Source organism: Citrobacter sp. CRE-46 (assembly GCF_059615875.1).
Genome location: NZ_CM184341.1, coordinates 4,696,097 through 4,718,434 on the forward strand (window position 1 = coordinate 4,696,097; position 22,338 = coordinate 4,718,434).

The window sequence follows — 22,338 nt, forward strand, 5'->3', positions numbered from 1 at the left end:
AACAGTAAGGAAAATCTTATGCGCATTCTGCCCGTCGTTGCTGCAGTTACCGCTGCATTTCTGGTTGTCGCCTGCAGTTCCCCTACACCGCCAAAAGGCGTTACCGTTGTGAATAACTTTGACGCCAAACGCTATCTTGGTACCTGGTATGAAATTGCACGTTTAGACCATCGCTTCGAACGTGGACTGGAAAAAGTGACCGCAACGTATAGCTTGCGCGACGACGGCGGTATCAACGTGATCAATAAGGGCTATAACCCGGACAGAGGGATGTGGCAAAAAACGGAGGGTAAAGCCTATTTCACCGGCGACCCAAATCGGGCGGCGCTCAAGGTGTCATTCTTCGGCCCCTTCTATGGTGGGTATAACGTGATTGCGCTCGACCGGGAATATCGCCACGCGCTGGTGTGTGGTCCGGATCGCGATTACCTGTGGATCCTTTCACGGACACCCACCATTTCAGATGAAATGAAGCAGCAAATGTTGGCTATCGCGACCCGGGAAGGGTTTGACGTCAATAAACTGATTTGGGTGAAACAGCCTGGTGCTTAGTGAGTGCTCAGCTTCAGACCAATAATGCCAGCCACAATCAGCCCCAGACTCAGCAAACGCGCCGGGCTGGCAGATTCACCCAACAGCAGAATCCCGGTAATGGCCGCCCCGACGGCGCCAATACCGGTCCAGACGGCATAGGCGGTCCCAACTGGCAAGGTGCGCATCGCCCAGGAGAGCATGGCGATACTGACGATCATCGCGACAATGGTGATAATGCTTGGCGTCAGACGAGTGAAGCCGTGGGTGTATTTCAGGCCAATCGCCCAAACAACTTCGAGCAAACCGGCAATTAATAAAATGATCCAGGACATATCAGGCTCCAGAACAATGGGGCCGTCCCCGGTGAAAGAAGCGTTTGCAGGTCGTCCTGCAAAGCTGGTGTGTGAAATGGCATTTTTGCCCGACAGAAAATGAATTTCAACCTTTTTATTCACCGTCTGTTAAAAGCAAGAATTAAGCATAATTAGCGGCGTAGTTCCCGCATTTGGCACTCATCGGAGTTCTCTATGATGAAGGGCTTTCTGAAATCAGAAAGTCGATTGCCCCTCTTCTGAATGCGAAAAGTTTATGCTTAAAATTTTAGTGATTGACCGATGCCACTTTACCCGCACAGGGATTGAGGCCTTGCTTAATCATTCTGGCAGGTTCAGCTCCTCATTTCTGGTATCAGGAATTAATAATCTTCTGTTGGCAAAAGAGCATATTTTGCAGTGGAAACCGCATCTGGTCATTGCGGATTTATACAGTTTTATTAGCGAGGCGCATTCCACTCCGCCAGTTAAGCCCTTTTTCATGAGCTGTGGCGTCATCCCGTTGATTTTACTGCAATCAGCGGACAGACAGCACACATCCGTCCCGACTTCTCAAGCCATCGCCCATTCGGTATTAACCAAACACACCTCGCTAAACGCACTCACACACACGATTCAGGAAGCGCTACAAGATCGCCCCACATTAGCATTAGCCGAAAACCCGACGCCACTGCTGACGCCGCAGGAGGAGAAAGTATTGTCAATGTGGATGGATGGTGTGAGCAACAATGCGATAGCCGCCACGCTCAGCATTCATGGCAAAACGGTGTATACCTATAAACGAAATATTCGTATGAAGCTTCATCTGGGGAACCGCTTCTCACCGTTTCTCTCGCTCCCGCATAAGGAAAGTTAACGGTACGACCCGGCGTCGTACCGTTGAGCGTTATTGCTGAGCTTTTGTCGCTGCACCAGAAATAGCGTTACCACCGTCAGAAATATCCTCCCCTACGCCTCGCGTGGTATTACACGCAGTTAATACGGAAGAAAGTACCAACACAGAAAAGATCGCAGCAATTGTCTTCTTAATCATAACGTCTTCCTTTTCTAGCCAATATTGTTTGTGTATAGCTACTTAATAATAGACAAGATCCGGAAGTGTGATGGATAAACAATCGTTTTTCAGATTATGTGAGAAGTTTAACTGGCGGCGTGAGAGATTGAATTGCCGAGGTGTTTGATGTCTTCACCGAAGCCGCGCGCGGTATTACAGCCCGCCAGTAGGGTGCTGGTGAAAAGGATTAGCATTACAAGACTGAGAAGACGTTTCATCATTCCTGCCCTGGAAAAAGTATGGCGCAGCAACCTGCGCCACAAGATCAAATAAGTGTTTTATTTTACGCGGGAAACGTATTCGCCTGAGCGAGTATCCACTTTGATCACTTCGCCGATCTGTACGAACAGCGGAACTTTAACGACTGCGCCGGTAGACAGAGTAGCCGGTTTGCCGCCAGTACCAGCGGTATCGCCTTTCAGACCTGGGTCGGTTTCAATAACTTCCAGCTCAACGAAGTTCGGCGGAGTCACGGAGATCGGCTGACCGTTCCACAGGGTCACGATGCATTCAGCCTGGTCCAGCAGCCATTTAGCGTTATCGCCTACCGCTTTCTCGTCTGCAGCCAGCTGTTCGAAAGTGGTGTTGTTCATGAAGTGCCAGAATTCACCGTCGCTATACAAGAAGGTCAGGTTCATGTCGGCTACATCTGCGCCTTCGGCAGAGTCGGTAGACTTGAAGGTTTTCTCTACGCGAGTACCGGTCAGCAGGCGACGCAGCTTAACGCGCGCAAACGCCTGGCCTTTACCTGGTTTAACGAATTCGCTGGCTTCAACCGCATACGGTTCGCCGTCCAACATGATTTTAAGACCAGCACGAAAATCGTTGCTATAGTACGTTGCCATAAGGCCCTCTGAAAATTGTTAACTGGTAGCTAAGCCACAAAATGGCGCATATTGTAACCCTAAATACCCCATCCAGAGAAGATTGGTTATCGCAACTTGCCGATGTTGTGACCGATCCCGATGAACTTCTGCATCTTTTGAATATAGACGCAGATGAAAAACTGTTGGCCGGACGCGACGCGAGACGACTTTTCGCCCTGCGCGTACCACGCGCGTTTATTGCGCGCATGGAGAAAGGCAATCCGAACGATCCGCTTCTGCGTCAGGTACTTACCGCCGAGGAAGAGTTTGTTGCGGCGCCAGGCTACTCGACCGATCCACTGGAGGAACAGCACAGTGTGGTTCCCGGCCTGCTGCATAAATATCGCAACCGGGCGCTGCTGCTGGTCAAAGGCGGCTGCGCGGTAAATTGTCGTTATTGCTTCCGCCGACACTTCCCGTACGCCGAAAATCAGGGCAACAAGCGCAACTGGCAGGTCGCTCTGGACTACATTACTGCTCATCCTGAGTTAGATGAGGTAATCTTCTCCGGCGGCGATCCGTTGATGGCCAAGGATCACGAACTGGACTGGCTGCTCACGCAACTGGAAACCATTCCACACATTAAGCGTCTGCGCATTCACAGCCGTTTACCGATTGTGATCCCTGCGCGCATTACCGAAGGGCTGACCGAGCGTTTTGCTCACTCTTCATTGCAAATTCTGCTGGTCAATCATATTAACCATGCCAATGAAGTTGATGAGACGTTTCGCCAGGCGATGCTCAGACTGCGCAAAGCAGGCGTCACGCTACTCAATCAAAGCGTATTGCTACGGGGTGTTAACGATAACGCCCAAACCCTGGCCGACCTAAGTAACGCACTGTTTGATGCGGGTGTTATGCCCTATTACCTGCACGTACTGGATAAAGTGCAGGGTGCCGCCCACTTTATGGTCAGCGACGACGAAGCACGTCAGATTGTGCGTGAACTGCTGACGCTGGTTTCCGGTTATATGGTCCCTAAACTGGCGCGAGAAATTGGCGGAGAACCCAGTAAAACGCCGTTGGATCTGCAATTACGCCAGCAATAATGCTTATTGAGTGTCCGATTATGGACACTCACTACCAATCCCGAGTATTTAATATCCGTGCAGGTGGAGTCGCACTTTTAATATGTGCTATTTTAACTGGTACTGTGCAACAACTCATTTGCAAAATTTATAAATTAATACAAATATAAATTCCCAATAAATATATGGTTAGGGAGAACCCTAGATGGCTATTAGTATTAAGGGTATTAATACCGGTGTTATTCGTCAGAAGAATGAATTTATTGCTCTGGCACTCAAGATCAAAGAACCAAGAAATAAAGAGTCGCTGTTTTTTCTCTCACCGTTGGGGCTAAGAGATCTGCTTATCGCTCTGGAGAGCAGACTCCATGCGAAGCACCAGCTTAGCGAAGAAGCGCGTTTGCGATATGAAAAAGAACGCGACAAAGCCAGTAAAAAGATGCACGAGAATATCCCTTTAATTCAGGAAGATGAGTTAAAAAATGCGGATATAAACCGTCGCATCAATTCTCTGGTGTTAGTGGATGATAAAGGAGAAAGCTTAGCATTTTCTCTGACACTGCATAACGGACAAATCCACGAATTACTGATTAATGAACTGCAGATCCAGGTATTAGCCTATGCAATCATTCATGCAATAAAAAATGCTGGCATGCAGGAATTAGCGCTAAGAATGACATCGCTGCTGGATTTCCTGCCGCTGTACGATGTTGACTGCCAGCAAAACGATAATCTTGAATATGATTCATATACACAACCAGAATGGAAACATAACCTGTTTAACCATTACCTGGCGATTATCTACCGCTATAAGGATGAAAAGGGTAAAGCTCAATTCTGTGGCTCAGTAGTGAAAACTCGCGCCCTTTCCGGCAGTAAAGAAGCTGAGGCCATTACCCGACGCCTTCTGGACTTCAGCCCACGACTGAAAAAACTTGCCGGTGTCCCGTGCCAGGTGTTTGTCAAAACGTTGACGGCAGATAAAACCCAAAAGCTCAATCAGGATCAGTGTTTGCGCGCGCTACATCATTTACGCGTTCAGTCTGCGCATAAAGCTCAGAATGCCTGATGGCGCTGCGCTTATCAGGCCTACGATCATTTATACCGTAGGCCGGATAAGACGCTTTAGCGTCGCCATCCGGCATCAACAGCTTTTATCAGTTTGGGCACTTATAAACCTGACCATTCATCTCACTGGCGGTAGGAACAAAACTGGACAGCATTCCCTGTGATGGGCTGCTGACGCCATAAATTACGTTACCCCCCATTGCTGCGGCCTGGTTACGCAGATCGTTCGCTGCGCCACGCATAGACCCACCCTCTTCGCCATGCTGACCAGAAAGCCAGTTGCTCTGCGTACCGGTTGCAGTGCCAATCAGCTGGCACTCTGCGCCTGGCTTGTCTTCGACAAAGCGTACGTTTTGTCCGGCTGAACTCAGTTCGTTGCTGGAGCTACAACCCGCCATCAGTAGCGCGGCACCAACGATCCCTGCTAAATATTTCACGTGCATGTCATTCCCCATAATCAATTAGTTGGACGTTATGTCCGTAGCTGAATCATATACTAAAAAGATGACCAAAAGAAAAACCCCCAGACATTTCTGCCCGGGGGTTTCTCATTTTTCGCGAGAGGCGTATTTAATCAAATAATTCAAGTTGCAGGCAGGCGGCAAGTTCATGAACCCCAGGAGCTTACATAAGTAAGTGACTGGGGTGAACGAACGCAGCCAACGAACCTGCGGCTTGAAGTATGAAGATTAAATTACATCATGCCGCCCATTCCACCCATGCCGCCCATACCACCAGCAGCACCTAAGTCAGGCGCATCGCCTTTCGGCAGATCGGTAACCATGCACTCGGTGGTGATCATCAGACCCGCAACAGAAGCTGCATACTGCAGAGCAGAACGCGTTACTTTGGTTGGATCCAGGATACCCATGTCGATCATGTTGCCGTATTCTTCAGTTGCAGCGTTGTAACCGTAGTTACCGTCACCCGCTTTCACGGTGTTAGCCACTACAGACGGTTCTTCGCCGCAGTTCAGAACGATTTGACGCAGCGGAGCTTCCATTGCGCGCAGCGCAACTTTGATACCGACGTTCTGGTCTTCGTTCTGACCTTTCAGGCCGGCAATTTTGGACGCTACGCGAATCAGCGCAACACCACCACCAGCAACCACGCCTTCTTCTACCGCAGCACGGGTTGCGTGCAGGGCATCTTCAACGCGGGCTTTCTTCTCTTTCATTTCAACTTCAGTCGCAGCACCAACTTTGATTACCGCAACGCCGCCTGCCAGTTTCGCTACGCGCTCCTGCAGTTTTTCACGGTCGTAGTCTGAAGTAGCTTCTTCGATCTGCTGACGAATCTGAGTCACACGACCCTGGATTGCCGCTTCATCGCCCACGCCATCAATGATGGTGGTGGTGTCTTTATTGATAACAACGCGTTTTGCCTGACCCAGATCTTCCAGAGTGGCTTTTTCCAGTTCCATACCGATCTCTTCAGAGATAACGGTACCACCGGTCAGGGTAGCGATATCCTGCAGCATCGCTTTACGACGATCGCCGAAGCCAGGTGCTTTAACAGCAGCCACTTTCACGATACCGCGCATGGTGTTAACAACCAGAGTTGCCAGCGCTTCGCCTTCAACATCTTCTGCGATGATCAGCAGCGGTTTGCCTGCTTTCGCGACAGCTTCCAGAACCGGCAGCATTTCGCGGATGTTGGAAATTTTCTTATCAGCCAGCAGGATGAACGGGCTTTCCAGTTCAACAGCGCCAGTTTCCGGCTTGTTGATGAAGTAAGGAGACAGGTAGCCACGGTCGAACTGCATACCTTCAACCACGTCCAGTTCGTCCTGCAGACCGGTACCGTCTTCAACGGTGATCACGCCTTCTTTACCGACTTTGTCCATCGCTTCTGCGATCAGTTTACCTACGGTTTCGTCGGAGTTAGCGGAGATGGTACCAACCTGAGCGATTGCTTTAGAGTCAGAGCACGGTACGGACAGCGCTTTCAGTTCTTCAACGGCAGCAGCGACAGCTTTGTCGATACCACGTTTCAGATCCATCGGGTTCATACCCGCAGCAACAGCTTTCAGACCTTCAGTAATGATGGACTGAGCCAGTACGGTTGCGGTGGTGGTACCGTCGCCTGCAGCGTCATTCGCTTTAGAGGCAACTTCTTTCACCATCTGCGCACCCATGTTTTCGAACTTGTCTTCCAGTTCGATTTCACGTGCTACGGAAACACCATCTTTAGTGATGGTCGGTGCACCGAAAGATTTATCCAGAACTACGTTACGGCCTTTTGGACCGAGGGTAACTTTCACTGCATCTGCCAGTACGTTTACGCCGCGCAGCATTTTCACACGAGCGTCGTTACCGAATTTTACGTCTTTAGCTGCCATTTTCTCTTTCCCTTAAATTCGTATGTTCAGTGTCGTTCGCGGATTAGGCTTCAACAATTGCCAGGATGTCACTTTCAGACATGATCAACACTTCTTCATTGTCGATCTTCTCAGATTTAACACCGTAGCCATCGTTGAAAATAACGATATCGCCGACTTTCACGTCCAGCGGCTGTACGGTACCGTTGTCCAGGATGCGACCCTTACCGACAGCGATGATTTCGCCACGAGTTGATTTACCTGCTGCAGAACCGGTCAGTACGATGCCGCCAGCAGATTTGGATTCAACTTCTTTACGTTTGACGATCACACGATCATGTAACGGACGAATACTCATTGATAGCTCTCCTTTGAGAAAGTCTTTATCAGTTATGGGTGACGCCGGCCCGTAAACGGTTTCCCGGCTAGTGACCAGAGAGATGGGGATGGGCTTTTGTGCCTTCAAGGGGGCAAGCGAAAAAAATTTTTTATCAGCAGAAAATCCCGTCAAAACACCGACACGCCTCACATTTCATAACGATTTCAGTCACGTCGTCATAAGTAAATCCGATTGTGATACCATCAAAATCTGCGCTGTAGCCCAGTCAATGGGCATAACCGGATAACAACTTATGAGCGGACTGAAACAAGAGCTGGGACTGGCTCAGGGCGTTGGCCTGTTGTCGACATCATTATTAGGTACAGGCGTTTTTGCCGTCCCCGCGTTGGCTGCGCTGGTCGCTGGCAACAACAGTCTTTGGGCCTGGCCGGTGCTGATTGTTTTAGTCTTTCCCGTGGCGATTGTCTTTGCCGTGCTCGGCCGCCATTTCCCCAGCGCGGGCGGCGTGGCGCATTTTGTCGGTATGGCCTTTGGCTCGCGCCTGGAGCGCGTCACCGGATGGCTGTTTTTGTCGGTAATCCCGGTTGGCTTGCCTGCGGCATTACATATTGCCGCAGGATTCGGCCAGGCGATGTTTGGCTGGCATGACGAGCAGCTTCTGCTGGCAGAACTCGGTACACTGGCGTTGGTCTGGTACATAGGCTCCCGCGGCGCCAGCTCCAGCGCTAACCTACAAACGGTCATTGCCGGGCTGATCGTGGCCCTGATTGTCGCCATCTGGTGGGCGGGCGATCTAAAACCCAGTGAAATCCCCTTCCCTGCAATTAGCGAAATTGAGCTTCCCGGACTGTTCGCTGCCCTGTCAGTGATGTTCTGGTGCTTTGTCGGTCTTGAAGCATTTGCCCACCTGGCCTCTGAATTTAAAAATCCGGAGCGAGACTTCCCGCGCGCGCTAATGATCGGTCTACTGCTGGCAGGTTCTGTCTACTGGGCATGCACCGTCGTCGTCCTCCATTTTGGCGCTTATGGCGAGAAAATGGCGGCGGCGGCATCACTGCCAGAAATTGTTGTACAGCTGTTTGGCGTACAGGCACTGTGGGTCGCCTGCATTATTGGTTATCTGGCCTGCTTTGCCAGTCTCAACATTTATATTCAAAGTTTCGCCCGGCTGGTCTGGTCGCAAGCACAATACAAGCCGGGGAGTTATCTGGCGCGTCTTTCCCCTCGTCACCTTCCGCGCAATGCGCTGAACGCCGTGCTAGGTTGCTGCGTGGTCAGTACCTTGTGCATCTATATGCTGCAAATCAATCTCGATGCGTTAATCGTCTACGCTAACGGCATCTTTATTATAATTTATCTGCTGTGCATGCTGGCAGGTTGTCGATTACTGAAAGGACACTATCGCGCATTAGCGATCGTTGGCGGTTTGCTATGTCTGCTATTGCTGGCGATGGTGGGTTGGAAGAGCCTGTATGCACTGATTATGCTGGCTGCGCTGTGGTTATTTTTACCCGGCAGGCCGGATAAGTCGACGCTGACGCCATCATCCGGCATATGAACACGTGCCGGATGGCGCTAACGCTTATCCGGCCTACATACTGATGCTTAATCCCGACGATCGTCTTTATGTTCGATACTGTCATGATGCTCGTCTTTGCGCTGGAACTCACCGTCAAAGGTCTCGCCCCCACCCGTTCCGGCGCTAAAACCACCGCCGGGCATACGAGAAAAACGCAAATGTGGCAGCAGTTTCATCGTCAGATGCTTCTGCACCGGGGGTAATAAAAGAAGAAGACCAAGGAAATCGGTGAAAAAACCCGGCAGCACTAATAGCAGACCGGCAATAATCAGCGAAACGCTCTTGATCATTTCTGCAGCCGGGCTTTCACCTGCCGCCATTTTTTGTTGCATCAGTAAAAAGTTCTTAAATCCCTGATTACGAACCAGAGACATCCCGATAACCGACGTAAAAATAACCAAAATCAGGGTCATCAGAACGCCCAACACATGGGCAACCTGAATAAAAATAGATATCTCTATGTAAACATAGAGAAAAATGGCAAGTAATGGTATCCAGCGCAAAGGGGACTCCTGTTAATAACAGGCGTTTTGTACAACGTCTGTTCAAAAATTATGTGACTCGCATCAGTCAGATATTGAGGTGGTTAGCAAAATTTCAAGTCGCTTGTACACTAATATTTAGTGTTAATCCTAAAGGGGTGATCTATTTCACAGAATAATAAATAAGGGGTAAATTCCACGCTTTAAGTGATCCAGATTACGGTAGAAATCCTGAACCAGCATATGATCTCGAGTATCAGACCGATGCAGGGGATAATCGTCGGTCGAGAAACAATCGAAATCACATATATCCTGTGTGTTTAGTCAAATCATTGGCAGCTTGAAAAAGAAGGTTCACATGTTAAACAACATTCGTATCGAAGAAGACTTGTTGGGTACCAGGGAAGTTCCAGCGGACGCTTACTATGGTGTTCACACTCTGAGAGCGATTGAAAACTTCTACATTAGCAATAACAAAATCAGCGACATTCCTGAATTTGTTCGCGGCATGGTAATGGTGAAAAAGGCAGCGGCGATGGCCAACAAAGAGCTGCAAACCATTCCTAAAAGTGTGGCAAATGCCATCATCGCGGCGTGTGATGAAGTCCTGAATAACGGAAAATGCATGGATCAGTTCCCGGTAGACGTTTACCAGGGTGGTGCGGGTACCTCCGTCAACATGAACACCAACGAAGTGCTGGCCAATATCGGTCTGGAACTGATGGGTCACCAGAAAGGTGAATATCAGTACCTGAACCCGAACGACCACGTTAACAAATGTCAGTCTACCAACGACGCATACCCAACCGGTTTCCGTATCGCGGTATACGCATCCATCATCAAACTGATTGATGCCCTGAACCAGCTGCGTGAAGGCTTCGAGAAAAAAGCCGATGAATTCCAGGACATCCTGAAAATGGGTCGTACCCAGCTGCAGGATGCTGTGCCGATGACCCTCGGTCAGGAATTCCGTGCTTTCAGCATCCTGCTGAAAGAAGAAGTGAAAAACATTGGGCGTACTGCAGAGCTGCTGCTGGAAGTTAACCTCGGCGCAACGGCAATCGGTACGGGTCTGAACACACCGAAAGAATACTCTCCGCTGGCAGTGAAAAAACTGGCTGAAGTTACCGGTTTTGCCTGTGTTCCTGCAGAAGACCTGATTGAAGCAACTTCTGACTGCGGCGCATACGTTATGGTGCATGGCGCACTGAAACGTCTGGCTGTGAAGATGTCCAAAATCTGTAACGACCTGCGTTTGCTCTCCTCTGGTCCACGTGCCGGCCTGAACGAGATCAACCTGCCGGAACTGCAGGCTGGCTCTTCCATCATGCCAGCTAAAGTGAACCCGGTTGTTCCGGAAGTCGTAAACCAGGTGTGCTTTAAAGTCATCGGTAACGACATCACTGTCACCATGGCGTCTGAAGCAGGTCAGCTGCAGCTGAACGTTATGGAGCCAGTAATCGGCCAGGCAATGTTCGAATCCATTCACATTCTGAGCAACGCTTGCTACAACCTGTTGGAAAAATGCGTTAGCGGCATTACTGCTAACAAAGAAGTGTGCGAAGCATTCGTATACAACTCTATCGGTATCGTTACTTACCTCAACCCGTTCATCGGCCACCACAACGGCGACATCGTTGGTAAAATTTGTGCCGAAACCGGTAAGAGCGTACGTGAAGTTGTCCTCGAGCGCGGCCTGTTGACCGAAGCCGAACTGGACGATATCTTCTCAGTACAGAACCTGATGCACCCGGCTTATAAAGCAAAACGTTATACTGATGAAAGCGAGCAGTAATCGTGTAGGGTAGTACCAGAGAAGGCACGTCAGATGACGTGCCTTTTTTCTTGCACGAAGTTACTTAAAAACAACAATTTAATATCAACTTGTTAAACAACAAGGAAGGCTAATATGATAGTTTTAGAACTTATCATCGTTTTGCTGGCAATCTTTTTAGGTGCCAGACTTGGGGGGATCGGTATTGGATTTGCAGGTGGGCTGGGTGTCCTGGTTCTCGCCGCTATCGGCGTAAAACCCGGTAATATCCCGTTCGATGTCATTTCCATTATCATGGCGGTTATCGCTGCCATCTCAGCTATGCAGATTGCAGGTGGTCTGGACTATCTGGTTCATCAAACTGAAAAACTGCTGCGTAAGAACCCGAAATACATCACGATCCTGGCACCCATCGTGACCTATTTCCTGACCATCTTTGCGGGTACGGGTAACATCTCTCTGGCCACTCTGCCGGTTATCGCTGAAGTTGCGAAGGAACAAGGGATCAAACCTTGCCGTCCGCTCTCAACTGCGGTGGTTTCTGCTCAGATTGCGATCACAGCATCACCAATCTCTGCAGCCGTGGTTTACATGTCTTCCGTAATGGAAGGTCATGGCATCAGCTATATTCACCTGCTGTCCGTGGTTATTCCGTCCACCCTGCTGGCCGTTCTGGTGATGTCCTTCCTGGTGACTATGCTGTTCAACTCTAAACTGTCTGACGATCCGATTTATCGTAAACGTCTGGAAGAAGGTTTGGTTGAACTGCGCGGTGAAAGACAAGTTGAAATCAAAGCAGGCGCAAAAACTTCCGTTTGGCTGTTCCTGCTGGGCGTAATTTGCGTTGTTGTCTATGCGATCGTTAACAGCCCAAGCCTCGGTCTGGTCGCTAAACCGCTGATGAATACCACCAACGCTATCCTGATCATCATGCTGAGCATCGCGACGCTGACTACCATCATCTGCCGCGTTGAAACTGACTCCATTCTGAACTCCAGCACCTTCAAAGCCGGTATGAGCGCCTGTATTTGTATCCTGGGCGTTGCGTGGTTGGGTGATACCTTCGTATCTCACAACATTGACTGGATCAAAGATACTGCAGGTAGCGTAATTCAGGGTCATCCGTGGCTGCTGGCCGTCATCTTCTTCTTTGCTTCTGCATTGCTGTACTCTCAGGCAGCAACCGCTAAAGCACTGATGCCGATGGCTCTGGCGCTGAACGTTTCCCCGCTGACCGCTGTTGCCTCTTTCGCAGCTGTTTCCGGCCTGTTCATTCTGCCAACCTACCCAACGCTGGTTGCGGCAGTTCAGATGGATGACACTGGTACAACCCGCATCGGTAAATTCGTCTTTAACCATCCGTTCTTCATCCCGGGTACTCTGGGTGTAGTTCTGGCTGTCTGCTTCGGCTTCTTGCTGGGTAGCTTCATGCTGTAAGTTTTTTCTGCAGGGTGCCCGTGCGCCCTGCAGTTCCTCCTCCTCACCCCGCTTTAGCTAACATCCTTCCCTCGTCCGTTGTATAGTGACCACTCTTTAGCTGGTTACTCTGTTCTTTCGAGGTGTTTATGCTTGATGTAAAGAGTCAGGATATTTCCATCCCCGATACCGTTGTGGTGCTCTGTACTGCTCCGGATGAAGCAACCGCCCAGGATCTGGCTGCAAAAGTGCTGGCGGAAAAGCTGGCAGCCTGCGTGACACTTCTGCCCGGTGCAACCTCCCTCTATTATTGGGAAGGTAAACTGGAGCAGGAATATGAAGTCCAGATGATTTTAAAAACCACTGTCACGCACCAGCAAGCCCTTCTCGATTGCCTGAAGTCACATCACCCGTATCAAACACCTGAACTTCTGGTTTTACCCGTCACTCACGGAGACTTTGATTACCGCTCATGGCTCAACGCATCCTTACGCTGATCCTGCTGCTATGCAGCACATCTACCTTTGCCGGATTATTTGACGCGCCCGGCCGCTCGCAGTTTGTTCCTGCCGATCGGGCGTTTGTTTTTGATTTTCAGCAAAACCAACACGATCTGAACCTCTCATGGCAGGTCAAAGATGGCTACTATCTCTATCGCAAACAGATAAGCATTACACCATCTCAGGCCGATATTGCCGAGGTAAAACTGCCGCCTGGCGTCTGGCATGAAGATGAGTTTTACGGCAAAAGTGAGATTTACCGTAAACAGTTGAATATTCCGGTCACAGTTAATCAGGCCGCAACTGGCGCAACATTAACGGTCACGTACCAGGGCTGTGCCGACGCCGGTTTTTGCTATCCGCCGGAAACTAAAACTGTCCCCTTAAGTGAAGTGTCAGCCGCTGTCGGGGGGGCTCCGGCTACCGCACCTGTCACTGAGGCCCCGGAAGAGAAACCACAGCCCGCAGCCCAGCTCCCCTTTTCCGCGCTGTGGGCATTGCTAATCGGCATTGGCATCGCTTTCACGCCCTGCGTACTGCCGATGTATCCGCTGATTTCCGGCATCGTGCTGGGCGGCAAGCAACGGTTATCAACCGGTAGGGCGCTGCTGCTGACGTTTATCTACGTCCAGGGAATGGCGCTCACCTATACTGCGCTGGGTCTGGTTGTTGCCGCCGCCGGATTACAGTTTCAGGCGGCATTACAGCATCCTTATGTTCTGATCGGTCTTGCCATCATCTTTACGCTGCTGGCTCTGTCTATGTTCGGCCTGTTCACGCTGCAACTCCCTTCCTCATTGCAAACGCGCCTCACGTTGCTGAGTAACCGCCAGCAAGGCGGCTCTCCCGGTAGCGTTTTTGCGATGGGGGCGATTGCGGGTCTCATCTGTTCTCCTTGCACAACCGCGCCGCTAAGCGCGATTTTGCTGTATATCGCTCAGAGCGGAAATATGTGGCTGGGAGGCGGTACGCTGTATCTGTACGCGCTGGGGATGGGCTTGCCGCTGATGTTGATTACCGTCTTTGGCAACCGCCTGCTGCCTAAAAGCGGTCCATGGATGGAACATGTTAAAACCGCTTTCGGCTTCGTCATCCTGGCGCTTCCCGTCTTCTTGCTTGAACGCATCATTGGCGACGAATGGGGCGTGCGCCTGTGGTCACTGTTGGGCGTCGCGTTCTTTAGCTGGGCATTCATTACCAGCCTGCAGGCAAAGCACGCCTGGATGCGTATCGTGCAGATTGTCCTGTTAGCCGCAGCGCTTGTCAGTGTACGTCCATTGCAGGACTGGGCGTTTGGCATGCCGCATGCTCAAACCCAGACACACCTTAACTTTACGCCGGTGGCCTCGGTAGAGGCGTTAAATCAGGCGCTGGCGCAAGCCAAAGGCAGGCCCGTCATGTTGGATTTGTATGCCGACTGGTGCGTGGCTTGTAAGGAGTTTGAGAAGTACACCTTCAGCGATCCGCAGGTTCAGCAAGCACTAGGCGACACGGTGCTTTTACAGGCGGATGTAACTGCAAACAATGCCAAGGATGTCGCTCTCCTGAAACATCTACAGGTTTTAGGTTTGCCAACTATCCTGTTTTTTGATGCCGAGGGTAAAGAGCATCCGGAGGCTCGGGTAACGGGATTTATGGATGCAGCGACCTTCAGCGCACATTTGCGCGATCGTCAACCGTGAGCGACACTTGCAAAAGGAAATACGGAGGAGAATACCGTGCAACGTGAAGATGTCCTGGGAGAAGCCCTGAAATTACTTGAGGTTCAAGGGATAGCCAATACCACGCTGGAAATGGTGGCCGAACGTATCGATTATCCGCTTGATGAACTACAGCGCTTTTGGCCAGATAAAGAGGCCATCCTGTATGATGCGTTACGTTACCTCAGCCAGCGGGTGGATATCTGGCGGCGTCAGCTTTTGCTGGATGAGACCCTGAGCGCGGAACAAAAATTACTGGCACGCTACAGCGCGCTGTCCGAATGCGTGAGCAATAATCGCTATCCTGGCTGCCTGTTCATTGCCGCCTGCACGTTTTATCCCGATCCTGGACATCCAATCCACCAGTTAGCCGACCAACAAAAAAAAGCAGCGCATGACTTCACTCATGAGCTACTGACTACGCTGGAAGTTGACGACCCGGCTATGGTCGCCAAACAGATGGAGCTGGTGCTGGAGGGATGTCTGAGCCGCATGCTGGTGAATCGTAGCCATGCTGATGTCGAAACGGCACACCGTCTGGCGGAAGATATTCTGCGCTTTGCCCAGTGCCGTATGGGCGGCGCGCTAACCTAAGCGAACAAGCCCGTCCTGGCCGGTGTGAGTAAGCATAACGCCATCAGTCGTTGAAAACGTGCCATCGCCACGGTGGTGCGAATTAATCGGTTAACCGCCCTGGTCAGCGTGTGATTAAGATGCAGTGAAACACTCTTTTGCCATACTGCCCTTCTTGCGCTTAGCATGACCTGTCGGCATCGTGGCGATCTGGAAGATTTGTGCAAACTTCAGGCACAAATGCACAGATTGCCGTAATATTAAGCGGTTGAACCGCTTTTCCTGAAATTTGATTGACTGGCAGGCGCGAATACGGTTTAATGCGCCCCGTTGCCCGGATAGCTCAGTCGGTAGAGCAGGGGATTGAAAATCCCCGTGTCCTTGGTTCGATTCCGAGTCCGGGCACCAATATTCATAAGGCCTCGCTGCAAAGCGGGGCTTTTTCCTTTTCTGGCTACGGTAGATTTCTGGTCGTTGCAACACGTTATTTGTTTGCTGGATTTCTCGCCATTTTCGCAGATGTTCGTTACTTTTAGACACCTCAACACCCTCTGATGTGCCTTCCCTCACCTCACAGCTACGGTCTTTCTACGGTCCTTTAGGGTTCCTTTCTCTAAGATTATTCATAATGAAGCAGAGAATACGGGGGAAATGGGGGATTTCATAATTTACTTTATTTAACAACAAATTACCTGCCATCATCCCCGGGGGAAGACCGGGGAGACTCCTCTTCAGGCAAGGGGGAAGAACTCAGCGTTATCAACTCCCCTTGTCAGTCGGGTGTTTCCACCATCTACTCCACCTGTAATATTCCTGTTTTTCACCTTATGATTCTTCGCATCAGCAAAATCCCCCGCTTTCCACGTCATTAAAAAATGACTCAGCCCCATCGGAATTCCTTACCTGAACATAAACTTTGAACTGTAATACTTACATTAAACAATGTGTATTACCGATTTAAAATAGACTTAATCCAGCCCCTTATAAAGGGGCTAGATTTTGTTAGAAAATAATATTACTTATATCAGAAATAGCATTCAAAGATCCTCTATAGTCGCTCCCTGTTTTAGGAAGAATGTAAGAGTATCTGGAATCACCATTATATACTATCTTCCAATGTTTACCTTCCTCAGACAACTCAAACCCAAGTTCCTTAAGCTGCCTTGACGTTGCCTTATCCATACTCCTGTAGCCATTAAGTGCTCTTTTCAAATGAGTTTGACGCGAATTTGCTTCCATGGTTTGAGGGTTGTTGGAAATTAAAGAATGAATCGCCACGGGTTTAACAGACACCTCAGAGTCATTTAAGATGGCTTAAAGAGAGGTGCCCATGAGCGGTAAGCGTTATCCCGAAGAGTTTAAAACTGAAGCAGTCAAACAGGTTGTTGATCGCGGTTATTCTGTTGCCAGCGTTGCAACACGTCTCGATATCACCACCCACAGCCTTTATGCCTGGATAAAGAAGTACGGTCCGGATTCTTCCACTAATAAAGAACAGTCAGATGCTCAGGCCGAGATCCGCCGTCTCCAGAAAGAGCTGAAACGGGTTACCGACGAACGGGACATATTAAAAAAAGCCGCGGCGTACTTCGCAAAGCTGTCCGACTGAGGTACGCCTTTATCCGTGACAACTCCTGTTGCTGGCCTGTTCGCCTGCTCTGTCGGGTGCTGGATGTTCATCCCAGTGGTTTTTACGCCTGGCTTCAGCAGCCGCATTCACAACGCCATCAGGCAGACCTGAGACTGACAGGACAGATTAAACAGTTCTGGCTGGAATCGGGATGCGTCTATGGTTATCGCAAAATCCATCTGGATCTGCGTGACAGCGGGCAACAGTGCGGAGTAAACAGAGTCTGGAGACTGATGAAACGTGTCGGAATAAAGGCTCAGGTCGGATACCGAATCCCGCGGGCACGTAAAGGCGAGGCCAGTATCGTGTCACCCAACAGGCTCCAGCGACAGTTCAATCCGGATGCTCCTGATGAGCGTTGGGTAACGGACATAACCTACATCAGGACCCACGAAGGCTGGCTGTATCTTGCCGTTGTTGTTGATCTGTTCTCACGCAAAATTATCGGCTGGTCCATGCAATCCCGGATGACAAAGGACATTGTCCTGAACGCACTGCTGATGGCTGTATGGCGGCGTAATCCCGAAAAACAGGTGCTGGTTCATTCGGATCAGGGCAGTCAGTACACAAGCCATGAGTGGCAGTCGTTCCTGAAATCACACGGCCTGGAGGGTAGCATGAGCCGTCGCGGTAACTGCCATGATAATGCGGTTGCAGAAAGTTTTTTCCAGTTGTTGAAACGTGAACGGATAAAGAAAAAGATCTACGGAACGCGGGAAGAAGCCCGCAGTGATATTTTTGATTACATCGAAATGTTTTATAACAGTAAGCGTCGGCATGGTTCTAGCGAACAGATGTCACCGACAGAATATGAAAACCAGTATTATCAACGGCTCGGAAGTGTCTAGATTATCCGTGGCGATTCAGTTCATTGTAAAAATATTTCGAACTGACATAGATTATTGGCAGCCTGTTTTCAGTTTCTCCATTGATAACTTTTGCCGCCAACTTTAAATGCTCTTCAGAATTCGAAAGGTAATCAGGTTCTATTGATGTTTTGAAGGCATCATCCAAACCACCAGAAAATTTATCTATCAACCTAATTACTATCAAAGGTTTTTTAGGTTGAGGTGCTAAATATGCAGCCTCCTGACTAACCACACTTGATTCAACTTGGATCCATACCGTATTATTTATTAAGTTCTTATTTACAGATATATCAGTCACCCATTTGTGTGGTTCGGAAATTTTTGAATATCTGAAGCAACCTAACTGAACATCTTGGTTGCCATGAGTAATTACATCAATCCTTTCATTACTTGACTCTACATAAAAATCTTCACTAAGATAGTCACACGTTAATTGTGCAGGTGCACTGTTGGTGATGCTGTGCTTTTTGCTGGCGGGTTGCTGGCTGTGGGTCGGTATTGATGGCTTTGTCCTGCTCGCCCAGGATGCTACCGGTCCTTCCAATCCGTTAATGAAATTGGTGACAGTGCTACCTGGTGCCTGGATGAATAACTTCGTCGAATCGCCCGTTTTGTGGATCTTCCCGCTGCTGGGGTTCTTCTGCCCATTGCTGACCGTGATGGCGATTTATCGTGGTCGCCCGGGTTGGGGATTTCTGATGGCATCATTGATGCAATTAGGCGTGGTTTTCACGGCAGGCATCACGCTGTTCCCCTTTGTCATGCCGTCAAGCGTGAGTCCAATCTCCAGCCTGACGTTGTGGGACAGCACTTCCAGTCAGCTGACGCTGAGTATTATGTTGGTAATCGTGCTGATATTTTTGCCCATTGTGTTGCTCTACACTCTCTGGAGCTACTACAAAATGTGGGGGCGCATGACGACAGAAACTCTCCGCCGTAACGAAAACGAGCTGTACTAAGGAGCAGGAACAATGTGGTATTTACTTTGGTTCGTCGGCATTTTGTTGATGTGTTCGCTCTCCACCCTTGTGTTGGTATGACTGGACCCGCGATTGAAAAGTTAACGAACGTAAGTCTGATGCGGCGCATTAGCGTCGTATCAGGCAATCAATAATGTCGGATATGAAAAGCGGAAACATATCGATGAAAGCGATCTTGATCCCATTTTTATCTCTTCTGATTCCGTTAACCCCGCAATCTGCATTCGCTCAGAGTGAGCCGGAGCTGAAGCTGGAAAGTGTGGTGATTGTCAGTCGTCATGGTGTGCGTGCCCCAACCAAGGCCACGCAACTGATGCAGGATGTCACCCCAGACGCATGGCCAACCTGGCCGGTAAAACTGGGTTGGCTGACACCGCGCGGTGGTGAGCTAATCGCTTATCTCGGACATTACCAACGCCAGCGTCTGGTAGCCGACGGATTGCTGACGAAAAAGGGCTGCCCGCAGCCTGGTCAGGTCGCGATTATTGCTGATGTCGACGAGCGTACCCGTAAAACAGGCGAAGCCTTCGCCGCCGGGCTGGCACCTGACTGTGCAATAACCGTACATACCCAGGCAGATACGTCCAGTCCCGATCCGTTATTTAATCCTCTAAAAACTGGCGTTTGCCAACTGGATAACGCGAACGTGACTGACGCGATCCTCAGCAGGGCAGGAGGGTCAATTGCTGACTTTACCGGGCATCGGCAAACGGCGTTTCGCGAACTGGAACGGGTGCTTAATTTTCCGCAATCAAACTTGTGCCTTAACCGTGAGAAACAGGACGAAAGCTGTTCATTAACGCAGGCATTACCATCGGAACTCAAGGTGAGCGCCGACAATGTCTCATTAACCGGTGCGGTAAGCCTCGCATCAATGCTGACGGAGATATTTCTCCTGCAACAGGCACAGGGAATGCCGGAGCCGGGGTGGGGAAGGATCACTGATTCACACCAGTGGAACACCTTGCTAAGTTTGCATAACGCGCAATTTTATTTACTACAACGCACGCCGGAGGTTGCCCGCAGCCGCGCCACCCCGTTGTTGGATTTGATCATGACAGCGTTGACGCCCCATCCACCGCAAAAACAGGCGTATGGTGTGATATTACCCACTTCAGTGCTGTTTATCGCCGGACACGATACTAATCTGGCAAATCTCGGCGGCGCACTGGAGCTCAACTGGACGCTTCCAGGTCAGCCGGATAACACGCCGCCAGGTGGTGAACTGGTGTTTGAACGCTGGCGTCGGCTAAGCGATAACAGCCAGTGGATTCAGGTTTCGCTGGTCTTCCAGACTTTACAGCAGATGCGTGATAAAACGCCGCTGTCATTAAATACGCCGCCCGGAGAGGTGAAACTGACCCTGGCAGGATGTGAAGAGCGAAATGCGCAGGGCATGTGTTCGTTGGCCGGTTTTACGCAAATCGTGAATGAAGCACGCATACCGGCGTGCAGTTTGTAATGCATCGAGTAGGAGGCGGGATCACTCCCGCCGTCCTCTCACACCACCGTACGTGCGGTTCCGCATACGGCGGTTCATGTTAACTCTGGAACTGCCTCTGCTGTTCCAGCAGTGATATCAGACCCTGCCTCCTGAACCACGCATTCTTTATCGCCTGATTCATATGGCTGGCCCCCGAGCTCCACCATGGCCCGTGGTTGTTGTACGCTGAGATCATTGCCCTGTCCTTACTCAGTCCCGCTCTTTGCAGGTTCCTCGCCCGGGTTCCCGGTCTCTTCCACTGCCGCCACAACAGGCATCGCAGTTTCCGTTTGATCCAGCCGTCCAGCTCCTCCAGTACTCCTCTGACTTCCGTCAGCCTGAAGTAGCTTATCCATCCACGCAGCACTGGCGTCAGGACATTGATTGTCGCTTTCACTGATTTGCTCCGGTTTCCCGTGGTCAGACTGCGGACTTTCTCCTTCAGCCTGCTCACGCTCACCGGGGCTATTTTCAGCTTTGCCTGTTTGTGCCGTGTCACACTGTACCCGAGGAACTTGCGCTCCCATGGTCGCGCCACCGCGCTCTTCTTCTCATTCACCTTCAGCTTCAGTTTGTTCTCCACGAACCCCCTGATTTCATCCAGCAGATGTTCGCCCGCTTTCCGGCTGCTTACATAGATGTTGCAGTCGTCTGCGTAGCGGCAGAAGCTGTGTCCACGACGCTCCAGTTCTTTATCCAGTTCATCCAGCAGGATGTTCGACAGTAACGGCGACAGTGGGCCGCCCTGCGGCATGCCCTCCTGCCGTTTCTCCCTTTGCCCGTCCCGGGCTATTTCCGCTTTCAGGTAGCGGCGTATCAGTCTCAGCACCCGCCTGTCCTTTATCGTTCTGGACAGACGCGTCATCAGGAGTCTGTGATCCACCCGGTCAAAGAACTTCTCCAGATCCATATCCACCACCCACCGTTTGCCGCCCCGTATGTAACGCTGTGCCTGTTGCACCGCCTGCCATGCGTTGCGCCCCGGCCGGAAACCGTAGCTGGAGTCTGAGAAGCTTTTGTCCACGATGGCGCTTAACTGCTGCGCTATCGCCTGCTGGATAAGCCTGTCCACCACCGTCGGGATGCCTAAGGTTCTCACGCCGCCATCCGGCTTCGGGATGTCCATTCTGCGTATGGCCCGCGGCTGGTAGTTTCCGTCAGTCAATGCCTGCCTGACACTGCGCCAGTTCTTCTTCAGCCACGGTTTCAACTCCGCCACGCTGAGGTTATCCACCCCCGCCGCGCCTTTGTTTTCCACCACGCGCTGATAAGCCAGCATCAGGTTTTCTCTCGTTATCACCGCTTCCATTGTCAGCGGCACTTCCGCTTTCGTTTGCCCATCCGCTGCCGTGCTGGTTTCAGCGCCATCATGCAGCCCTGACGAATACCGTCCGTCTCCTCTGCCGCTGGCCGCAGTTGCCTGCACTTGTGCTTCATTAATCATCATCGGGTTCGAATGTCCTAATCACGGTTAATCATGTTCAGCCCTTCGCGCTGTCGGTTTTGCAGCACTACTACGGCGTCGGCTGACTTCTGTCGCCCCATCCCGGCGCCTCACGACGCCGGTAGCACACTGGCAGAGCGGCAGATCTCCCGGGGTAATTCGCGCGACTTTCCTGCTTATGCCTGTCGGCTGTACGTCACAGCGTTCCGTGTGAGTATCGGGCTTTGGTGATTTACGCCACCTTACCCCGCTGTGCCGCCTTAACCGCTTCCTGTTCGTCAGGCCAGCATTTTGCATCCGGCTTCCTTCAGATTTCACCTCGCGATGAACACCCTTGCCTTCCGCTAACACTTCCCCTCACCGGGT

The 22,338-nt window shown here is 50.7% G+C and carries 24 protein-coding genes, 1 tRNA gene and 1 pseudogene; 15 read left to right on the top strand and 11 right to left on the bottom strand.

What is annotated here, in order from left to right:
- Positions 1-18 precede the first annotated feature (18 nt).
- Positions 19-552 carry a lipocalin family protein gene (locus tag AC534G_RS22780; protein WP_038636486.1) on the top strand — a complete coding sequence of 178 codons (534 nt, stop codon included), beginning with the start codon at positions 19-21 and terminating at the stop codon, positions 550-552.
- Here the strand turns inward: AC534G_RS22780 and sugE are convergent.
- The gene (gene sugE / locus AC534G_RS22785) at positions 549-866 is read right to left on the bottom strand and encodes a quaternary ammonium compound efflux SMR transporter SugE (protein WP_038642963.1); all 318 of its coding nucleotides are present in this window, start codon (positions 864-866) and stop codon (positions 549-551) included. The genes AC534G_RS22780 and sugE overlap by 4 nt on opposite strands.
- A 256-nt stretch (positions 867-1,122) precedes the next feature.
- On the opposite strand from sugE, the gene AC534G_RS22790 reads away from it, so the two are divergent.
- On the top strand, positions 1,123-1,722 hold the full coding sequence (locus AC534G_RS22790; RefSeq protein ID WP_110496180.1) for a helix-turn-helix transcriptional regulator: 600 nt from the start codon (positions 1,123-1,125) through the stop codon (positions 1,720-1,722).
- A 30-nt stretch (positions 1,723-1,752) separates the two neighbouring features.
- On the opposite strand, the gene ecnB is transcribed toward AC534G_RS22790, so the two are convergent.
- The 3 genes from ecnB to efp form a co-directional block, all read right to left on the bottom strand.
- Entirely contained in the window at positions 1,753-1,899 is a 147-nt protein-coding gene (gene ecnB / locus AC534G_RS22795) for a lipoprotein toxin entericidin B (RefSeq protein WP_032940256.1), read from the bottom strand.
- 107 nt (positions 1,900-2,006) lie between these two features.
- Entirely contained in the window at positions 2,007-2,141 is a 135-nt protein-coding gene (gene ecnA / locus AC534G_RS22800; RefSeq protein WP_016151394.1) for a lipoprotein antitoxin entericidin A, read from the bottom strand.
- 57 nt (positions 2,142-2,198) lie between these two features.
- Complete coding sequence (efp, locus tag AC534G_RS22805; protein ID WP_006686282.1) at positions 2,199-2,765, bottom strand: elongation factor P; 567 nt, start codon at positions 2,763-2,765, stop codon at positions 2,199-2,201.
- A 41-nt stretch (positions 2,766-2,806) separates the two neighbouring features.
- Here efp and epmB point away from each other — a divergent pair, with 41 nt between their 5' ends.
- The gene (gene epmB, locus AC534G_RS22810) at positions 2,807-3,835 is read left to right on the top strand and encodes an EF-P beta-lysylation protein EpmB (protein ID WP_038636478.1); all 1,029 of its coding nucleotides are present in this window, start codon (positions 2,807-2,809) and stop codon (positions 3,833-3,835) included.
- A 184-nt stretch (positions 3,836-4,019) separates the two neighbouring features.
- Positions 4,020-4,883 (top strand): YjeJ family protein, encoded by an 864-nt coding sequence (gene yjeJ, locus AC534G_RS22815; protein ID WP_110496181.1) that lies wholly within the window; start codon positions 4,020-4,022, stop codon positions 4,881-4,883.
- 88 nt (positions 4,884-4,971) lie between these two features.
- On the opposite strand, the gene AC534G_RS22820 is transcribed toward yjeJ, so the two are convergent.
- From AC534G_RS22820 to AC534G_RS22830, 3 genes are all read right to left on the bottom strand, one after another.
- On the bottom strand, positions 4,972-5,325 hold the full coding sequence (locus tag AC534G_RS22820; RefSeq protein ID WP_038636474.1) for a DUF4156 domain-containing protein: 354 nt from the start codon (positions 5,323-5,325) through the stop codon (positions 4,972-4,974).
- 251 nt (positions 5,326-5,576) lie between these two features.
- On the bottom strand, positions 5,577-7,223 hold the full coding sequence (gene groL, locus AC534G_RS22825) for a chaperonin GroEL (RefSeq protein WP_006686275.1): 1,647 nt from the start codon (positions 7,221-7,223) through the stop codon (positions 5,577-5,579).
- Between the two features lie 43 nt (positions 7,224-7,266).
- Entirely contained in the window at positions 7,267-7,560 is a 294-nt protein-coding gene (locus AC534G_RS22830; protein WP_000027827.1) for a co-chaperone GroES, read from the bottom strand.
- A gap of 274 nt (positions 7,561-7,834) precedes the next feature.
- Between AC534G_RS22830 and yjeH the strand changes: the two genes are divergently transcribed.
- A complete protein-coding gene (gene yjeH / locus AC534G_RS22835; RefSeq protein ID WP_110496182.1) occupies positions 7,835-9,100 on the top strand; it encodes an L-methionine/branched-chain amino acid transporter in 1,266 nt (421 codons plus the stop codon).
- 47 nt (positions 9,101-9,147) lie between these two features.
- Here the strand turns inward: yjeH and AC534G_RS22840 are convergent, their stop codons facing one another.
- Complete coding sequence (locus AC534G_RS22840; protein WP_038636465.1) at positions 9,148-9,624, bottom strand: FxsA family protein; 477 nt, start codon at positions 9,622-9,624, stop codon at positions 9,148-9,150.
- A 337-nt stretch (positions 9,625-9,961) separates the two neighbouring features.
- On the opposite strand from AC534G_RS22840, the gene aspA reads away from it, so the two are divergent.
- From aspA to AC534G_RS22870, 6 genes are all read left to right on the top strand, one after another.
- Positions 9,962-11,398 (top strand): aspartate ammonia-lyase, encoded by a 1,437-nt coding sequence (gene aspA / locus AC534G_RS22845; RefSeq protein ID WP_032940252.1) that lies wholly within the window; start codon positions 9,962-9,964, stop codon positions 11,396-11,398.
- Between the two features lie 114 nt (positions 11,399-11,512).
- Positions 11,513-12,814: an anaerobic C4-dicarboxylate transporter DcuA gene (dcuA, locus tag AC534G_RS22850; RefSeq protein WP_038636462.1), complete on the top strand. Its 1,302-nt coding sequence runs from the start codon at positions 11,513-11,515 to the stop codon at positions 12,812-12,814.
- A gap of 128 nt (positions 12,815-12,942) precedes the next feature.
- A complete protein-coding gene (gene cutA, locus AC534G_RS22855) occupies positions 12,943-13,290 on the top strand; it encodes a divalent cation tolerance protein CutA (RefSeq protein ID WP_003025447.1) in 348 nt (115 codons plus the stop codon).
- Entirely contained in the window at positions 13,266-14,975 is a 1,710-nt protein-coding gene (locus tag AC534G_RS22860; protein WP_129694864.1) for a protein-disulfide reductase DsbD, read from the top strand. The genes cutA and AC534G_RS22860 overlap by 25 nt, the downstream gene beginning before the upstream one ends.
- Positions 14,976-15,011: 36 nt before the next feature.
- Positions 15,012-15,587 carry a transcriptional regulator gene (locus AC534G_RS22865; RefSeq protein ID WP_006686267.1) on the top strand — a complete coding sequence of 192 codons (576 nt, stop codon included), beginning with the start codon at positions 15,012-15,014 and terminating at the stop codon, positions 15,585-15,587.
- A gap of 311 nt (positions 15,588-15,898) precedes the next feature.
- Positions 15,899-15,974, top strand: a tRNA-Phe gene (locus tag AC534G_RS22870).
- A gap of 594 nt (positions 15,975-16,568) precedes the next feature.
- Here AC534G_RS22870 and AC534G_RS22875 read toward each other — a convergent pair.
- Positions 16,569-16,859: a hypothetical protein gene (locus AC534G_RS22875; protein WP_370606899.1), complete on the bottom strand. Its 291-nt coding sequence runs from the start codon at positions 16,857-16,859 to the stop codon at positions 16,569-16,571.
- 37 nt (positions 16,860-16,896) lie between these two features.
- Here AC534G_RS22875 and AC534G_RS22880 point away from each other — a divergent pair.
- A protein-coding gene (locus tag AC534G_RS22880; protein WP_113380507.1) for an IS3 family transposase occupies positions 16,897-18,044 on the top strand; the annotation gives its coding sequence in 2 pieces (ribosomal slippage) (positions 16,897-17,134 and positions 17,134-18,044; 1,149 coding nt in all).
- A gap of 1 nt (position 18,045) precedes the next feature.
- On the opposite strand, the gene AC534G_RS22885 is transcribed toward AC534G_RS22880, so the two are convergent.
- Complete coding sequence (locus tag AC534G_RS22885) at positions 18,046-18,363, bottom strand: hypothetical protein (protein ID WP_250671719.1); 318 nt, start codon at positions 18,361-18,363, stop codon at positions 18,046-18,048.
- Between the two features lie 145 nt (positions 18,364-18,508).
- Here AC534G_RS22885 and cydB point away from each other — a divergent pair.
- The 3 genes and pseudogenes from cydB to appA all read left to right on the top strand — a co-directional run.
- A pseudogene (cydB, locus tag AC534G_RS22890) lies at positions 18,509-19,024 on the top strand (cytochrome d ubiquinol oxidase subunit II); the annotation flags it as partial.
- A gap of 12 nt (positions 19,025-19,036) precedes the next feature.
- Positions 19,037-19,105 (top strand): cytochrome bd oxidase small subunit, CydX/CbdX family, encoded by a 69-nt coding sequence (locus tag AC534G_RS22895; protein ID WP_160387805.1) that lies wholly within the window; start codon positions 19,037-19,039, stop codon positions 19,103-19,105.
- A gap of 103 nt (positions 19,106-19,208) precedes the next feature.
- On the top strand, positions 19,209-20,507 hold the full coding sequence (gene appA / locus AC534G_RS22900) for a bifunctional acid phosphatase/4-phytase (RefSeq protein WP_016239723.1): 1,299 nt from the start codon (positions 19,209-19,211) through the stop codon (positions 20,505-20,507).
- A gap of 79 nt (positions 20,508-20,586) precedes the next feature.
- Here appA and ltrA read toward each other — a convergent pair whose 3' ends face one another.
- Positions 20,587-21,975: a group II intron reverse transcriptase/maturase gene (gene ltrA / locus AC534G_RS22905; protein WP_250671718.1), complete on the bottom strand. Its 1,389-nt coding sequence runs from the start codon at positions 21,973-21,975 to the stop codon at positions 20,587-20,589.
- Positions 21,976-22,338: the final 363 nt, after the last annotated feature.

Excerpts from the sequence above, each read along its gene's own strand:
- AC534G_RS22780 (WP_038636486.1), top strand. The coding sequence starts at position 19 with ATGCGCATTCTGCCCGTCGTTGCTGCAGTTACCGCTGCATTTCTGGTT.
- sugE (WP_038642963.1), bottom strand. The coding sequence starts at position 866 with ATGTCCTGGATCATTTTATTAATTGCCGGTTTGCTCGAAGTTGTTTGG.
- AC534G_RS22790 (WP_110496180.1), top strand. The coding sequence starts at position 1,123 with ATGCTTAAAATTTTAGTGATTGACCGATGCCACTTTACCCGCACAGGG.
- ecnB (WP_032940256.1), bottom strand. The coding sequence starts at position 1,899 with ATGATTAAGAAGACAATTGCTGCGATCTTTTCTGTGTTGGTACTTTCT.
- ecnA (WP_016151394.1), bottom strand. The coding sequence starts at position 2,141 with ATGATGAAACGTCTTCTCAGTCTTGTAATGCTAATCCTTTTCACCAGC.
- efp (WP_006686282.1), bottom strand. The coding sequence starts at position 2,765 with ATGGCAACGTACTATAGCAACGATTTTCGTGCTGGTCTTAAAATCATG.
- epmB (WP_038636478.1), top strand. The coding sequence starts at position 2,807 with ATGGCGCATATTGTAACCCTAAATACCCCATCCAGAGAAGATTGGTTA.
- yjeJ (WP_110496181.1), top strand. The coding sequence starts at position 4,020 with ATGGCTATTAGTATTAAGGGTATTAATACCGGTGTTATTCGTCAGAAG.
- AC534G_RS22820 (WP_038636474.1), bottom strand. The coding sequence starts at position 5,325 with ATGCACGTGAAATATTTAGCAGGGATCGTTGGTGCCGCGCTACTGATG.
- groL (WP_006686275.1), bottom strand. The coding sequence starts at position 7,223 with ATGGCAGCTAAAGACGTAAAATTCGGTAACGACGCTCGTGTGAAAATG.
- AC534G_RS22830 (WP_000027827.1), bottom strand. The coding sequence starts at position 7,560 with ATGAGTATTCGTCCGTTACATGATCGTGTGATCGTCAAACGTAAAGAA.
- yjeH (WP_110496182.1), top strand. The coding sequence starts at position 7,835 with ATGAGCGGACTGAAACAAGAGCTGGGACTGGCTCAGGGCGTTGGCCTG.
- aspA (WP_032940252.1), top strand. The coding sequence starts at position 9,962 with ATGTTAAACAACATTCGTATCGAAGAAGACTTGTTGGGTACCAGGGAA.
- dcuA (WP_038636462.1), top strand. The coding sequence starts at position 11,513 with ATGATAGTTTTAGAACTTATCATCGTTTTGCTGGCAATCTTTTTAGGT.
- cutA (WP_003025447.1), top strand. The coding sequence starts at position 12,943 with ATGCTTGATGTAAAGAGTCAGGATATTTCCATCCCCGATACCGTTGTG.
- AC534G_RS22860 (WP_129694864.1), top strand. The coding sequence starts at position 13,266 with ATGGCTCAACGCATCCTTACGCTGATCCTGCTGCTATGCAGCACATCT.
- appA (WP_016239723.1), top strand. The coding sequence starts at position 19,209 with ATGAAAGCGATCTTGATCCCATTTTTATCTCTTCTGATTCCGTTAACC.
- ltrA (WP_250671718.1), bottom strand. The coding sequence starts at position 21,975 with ATGATGATTAATGAAGCACAAGTGCAGGCAACTGCGGCCAGCGGCAGA.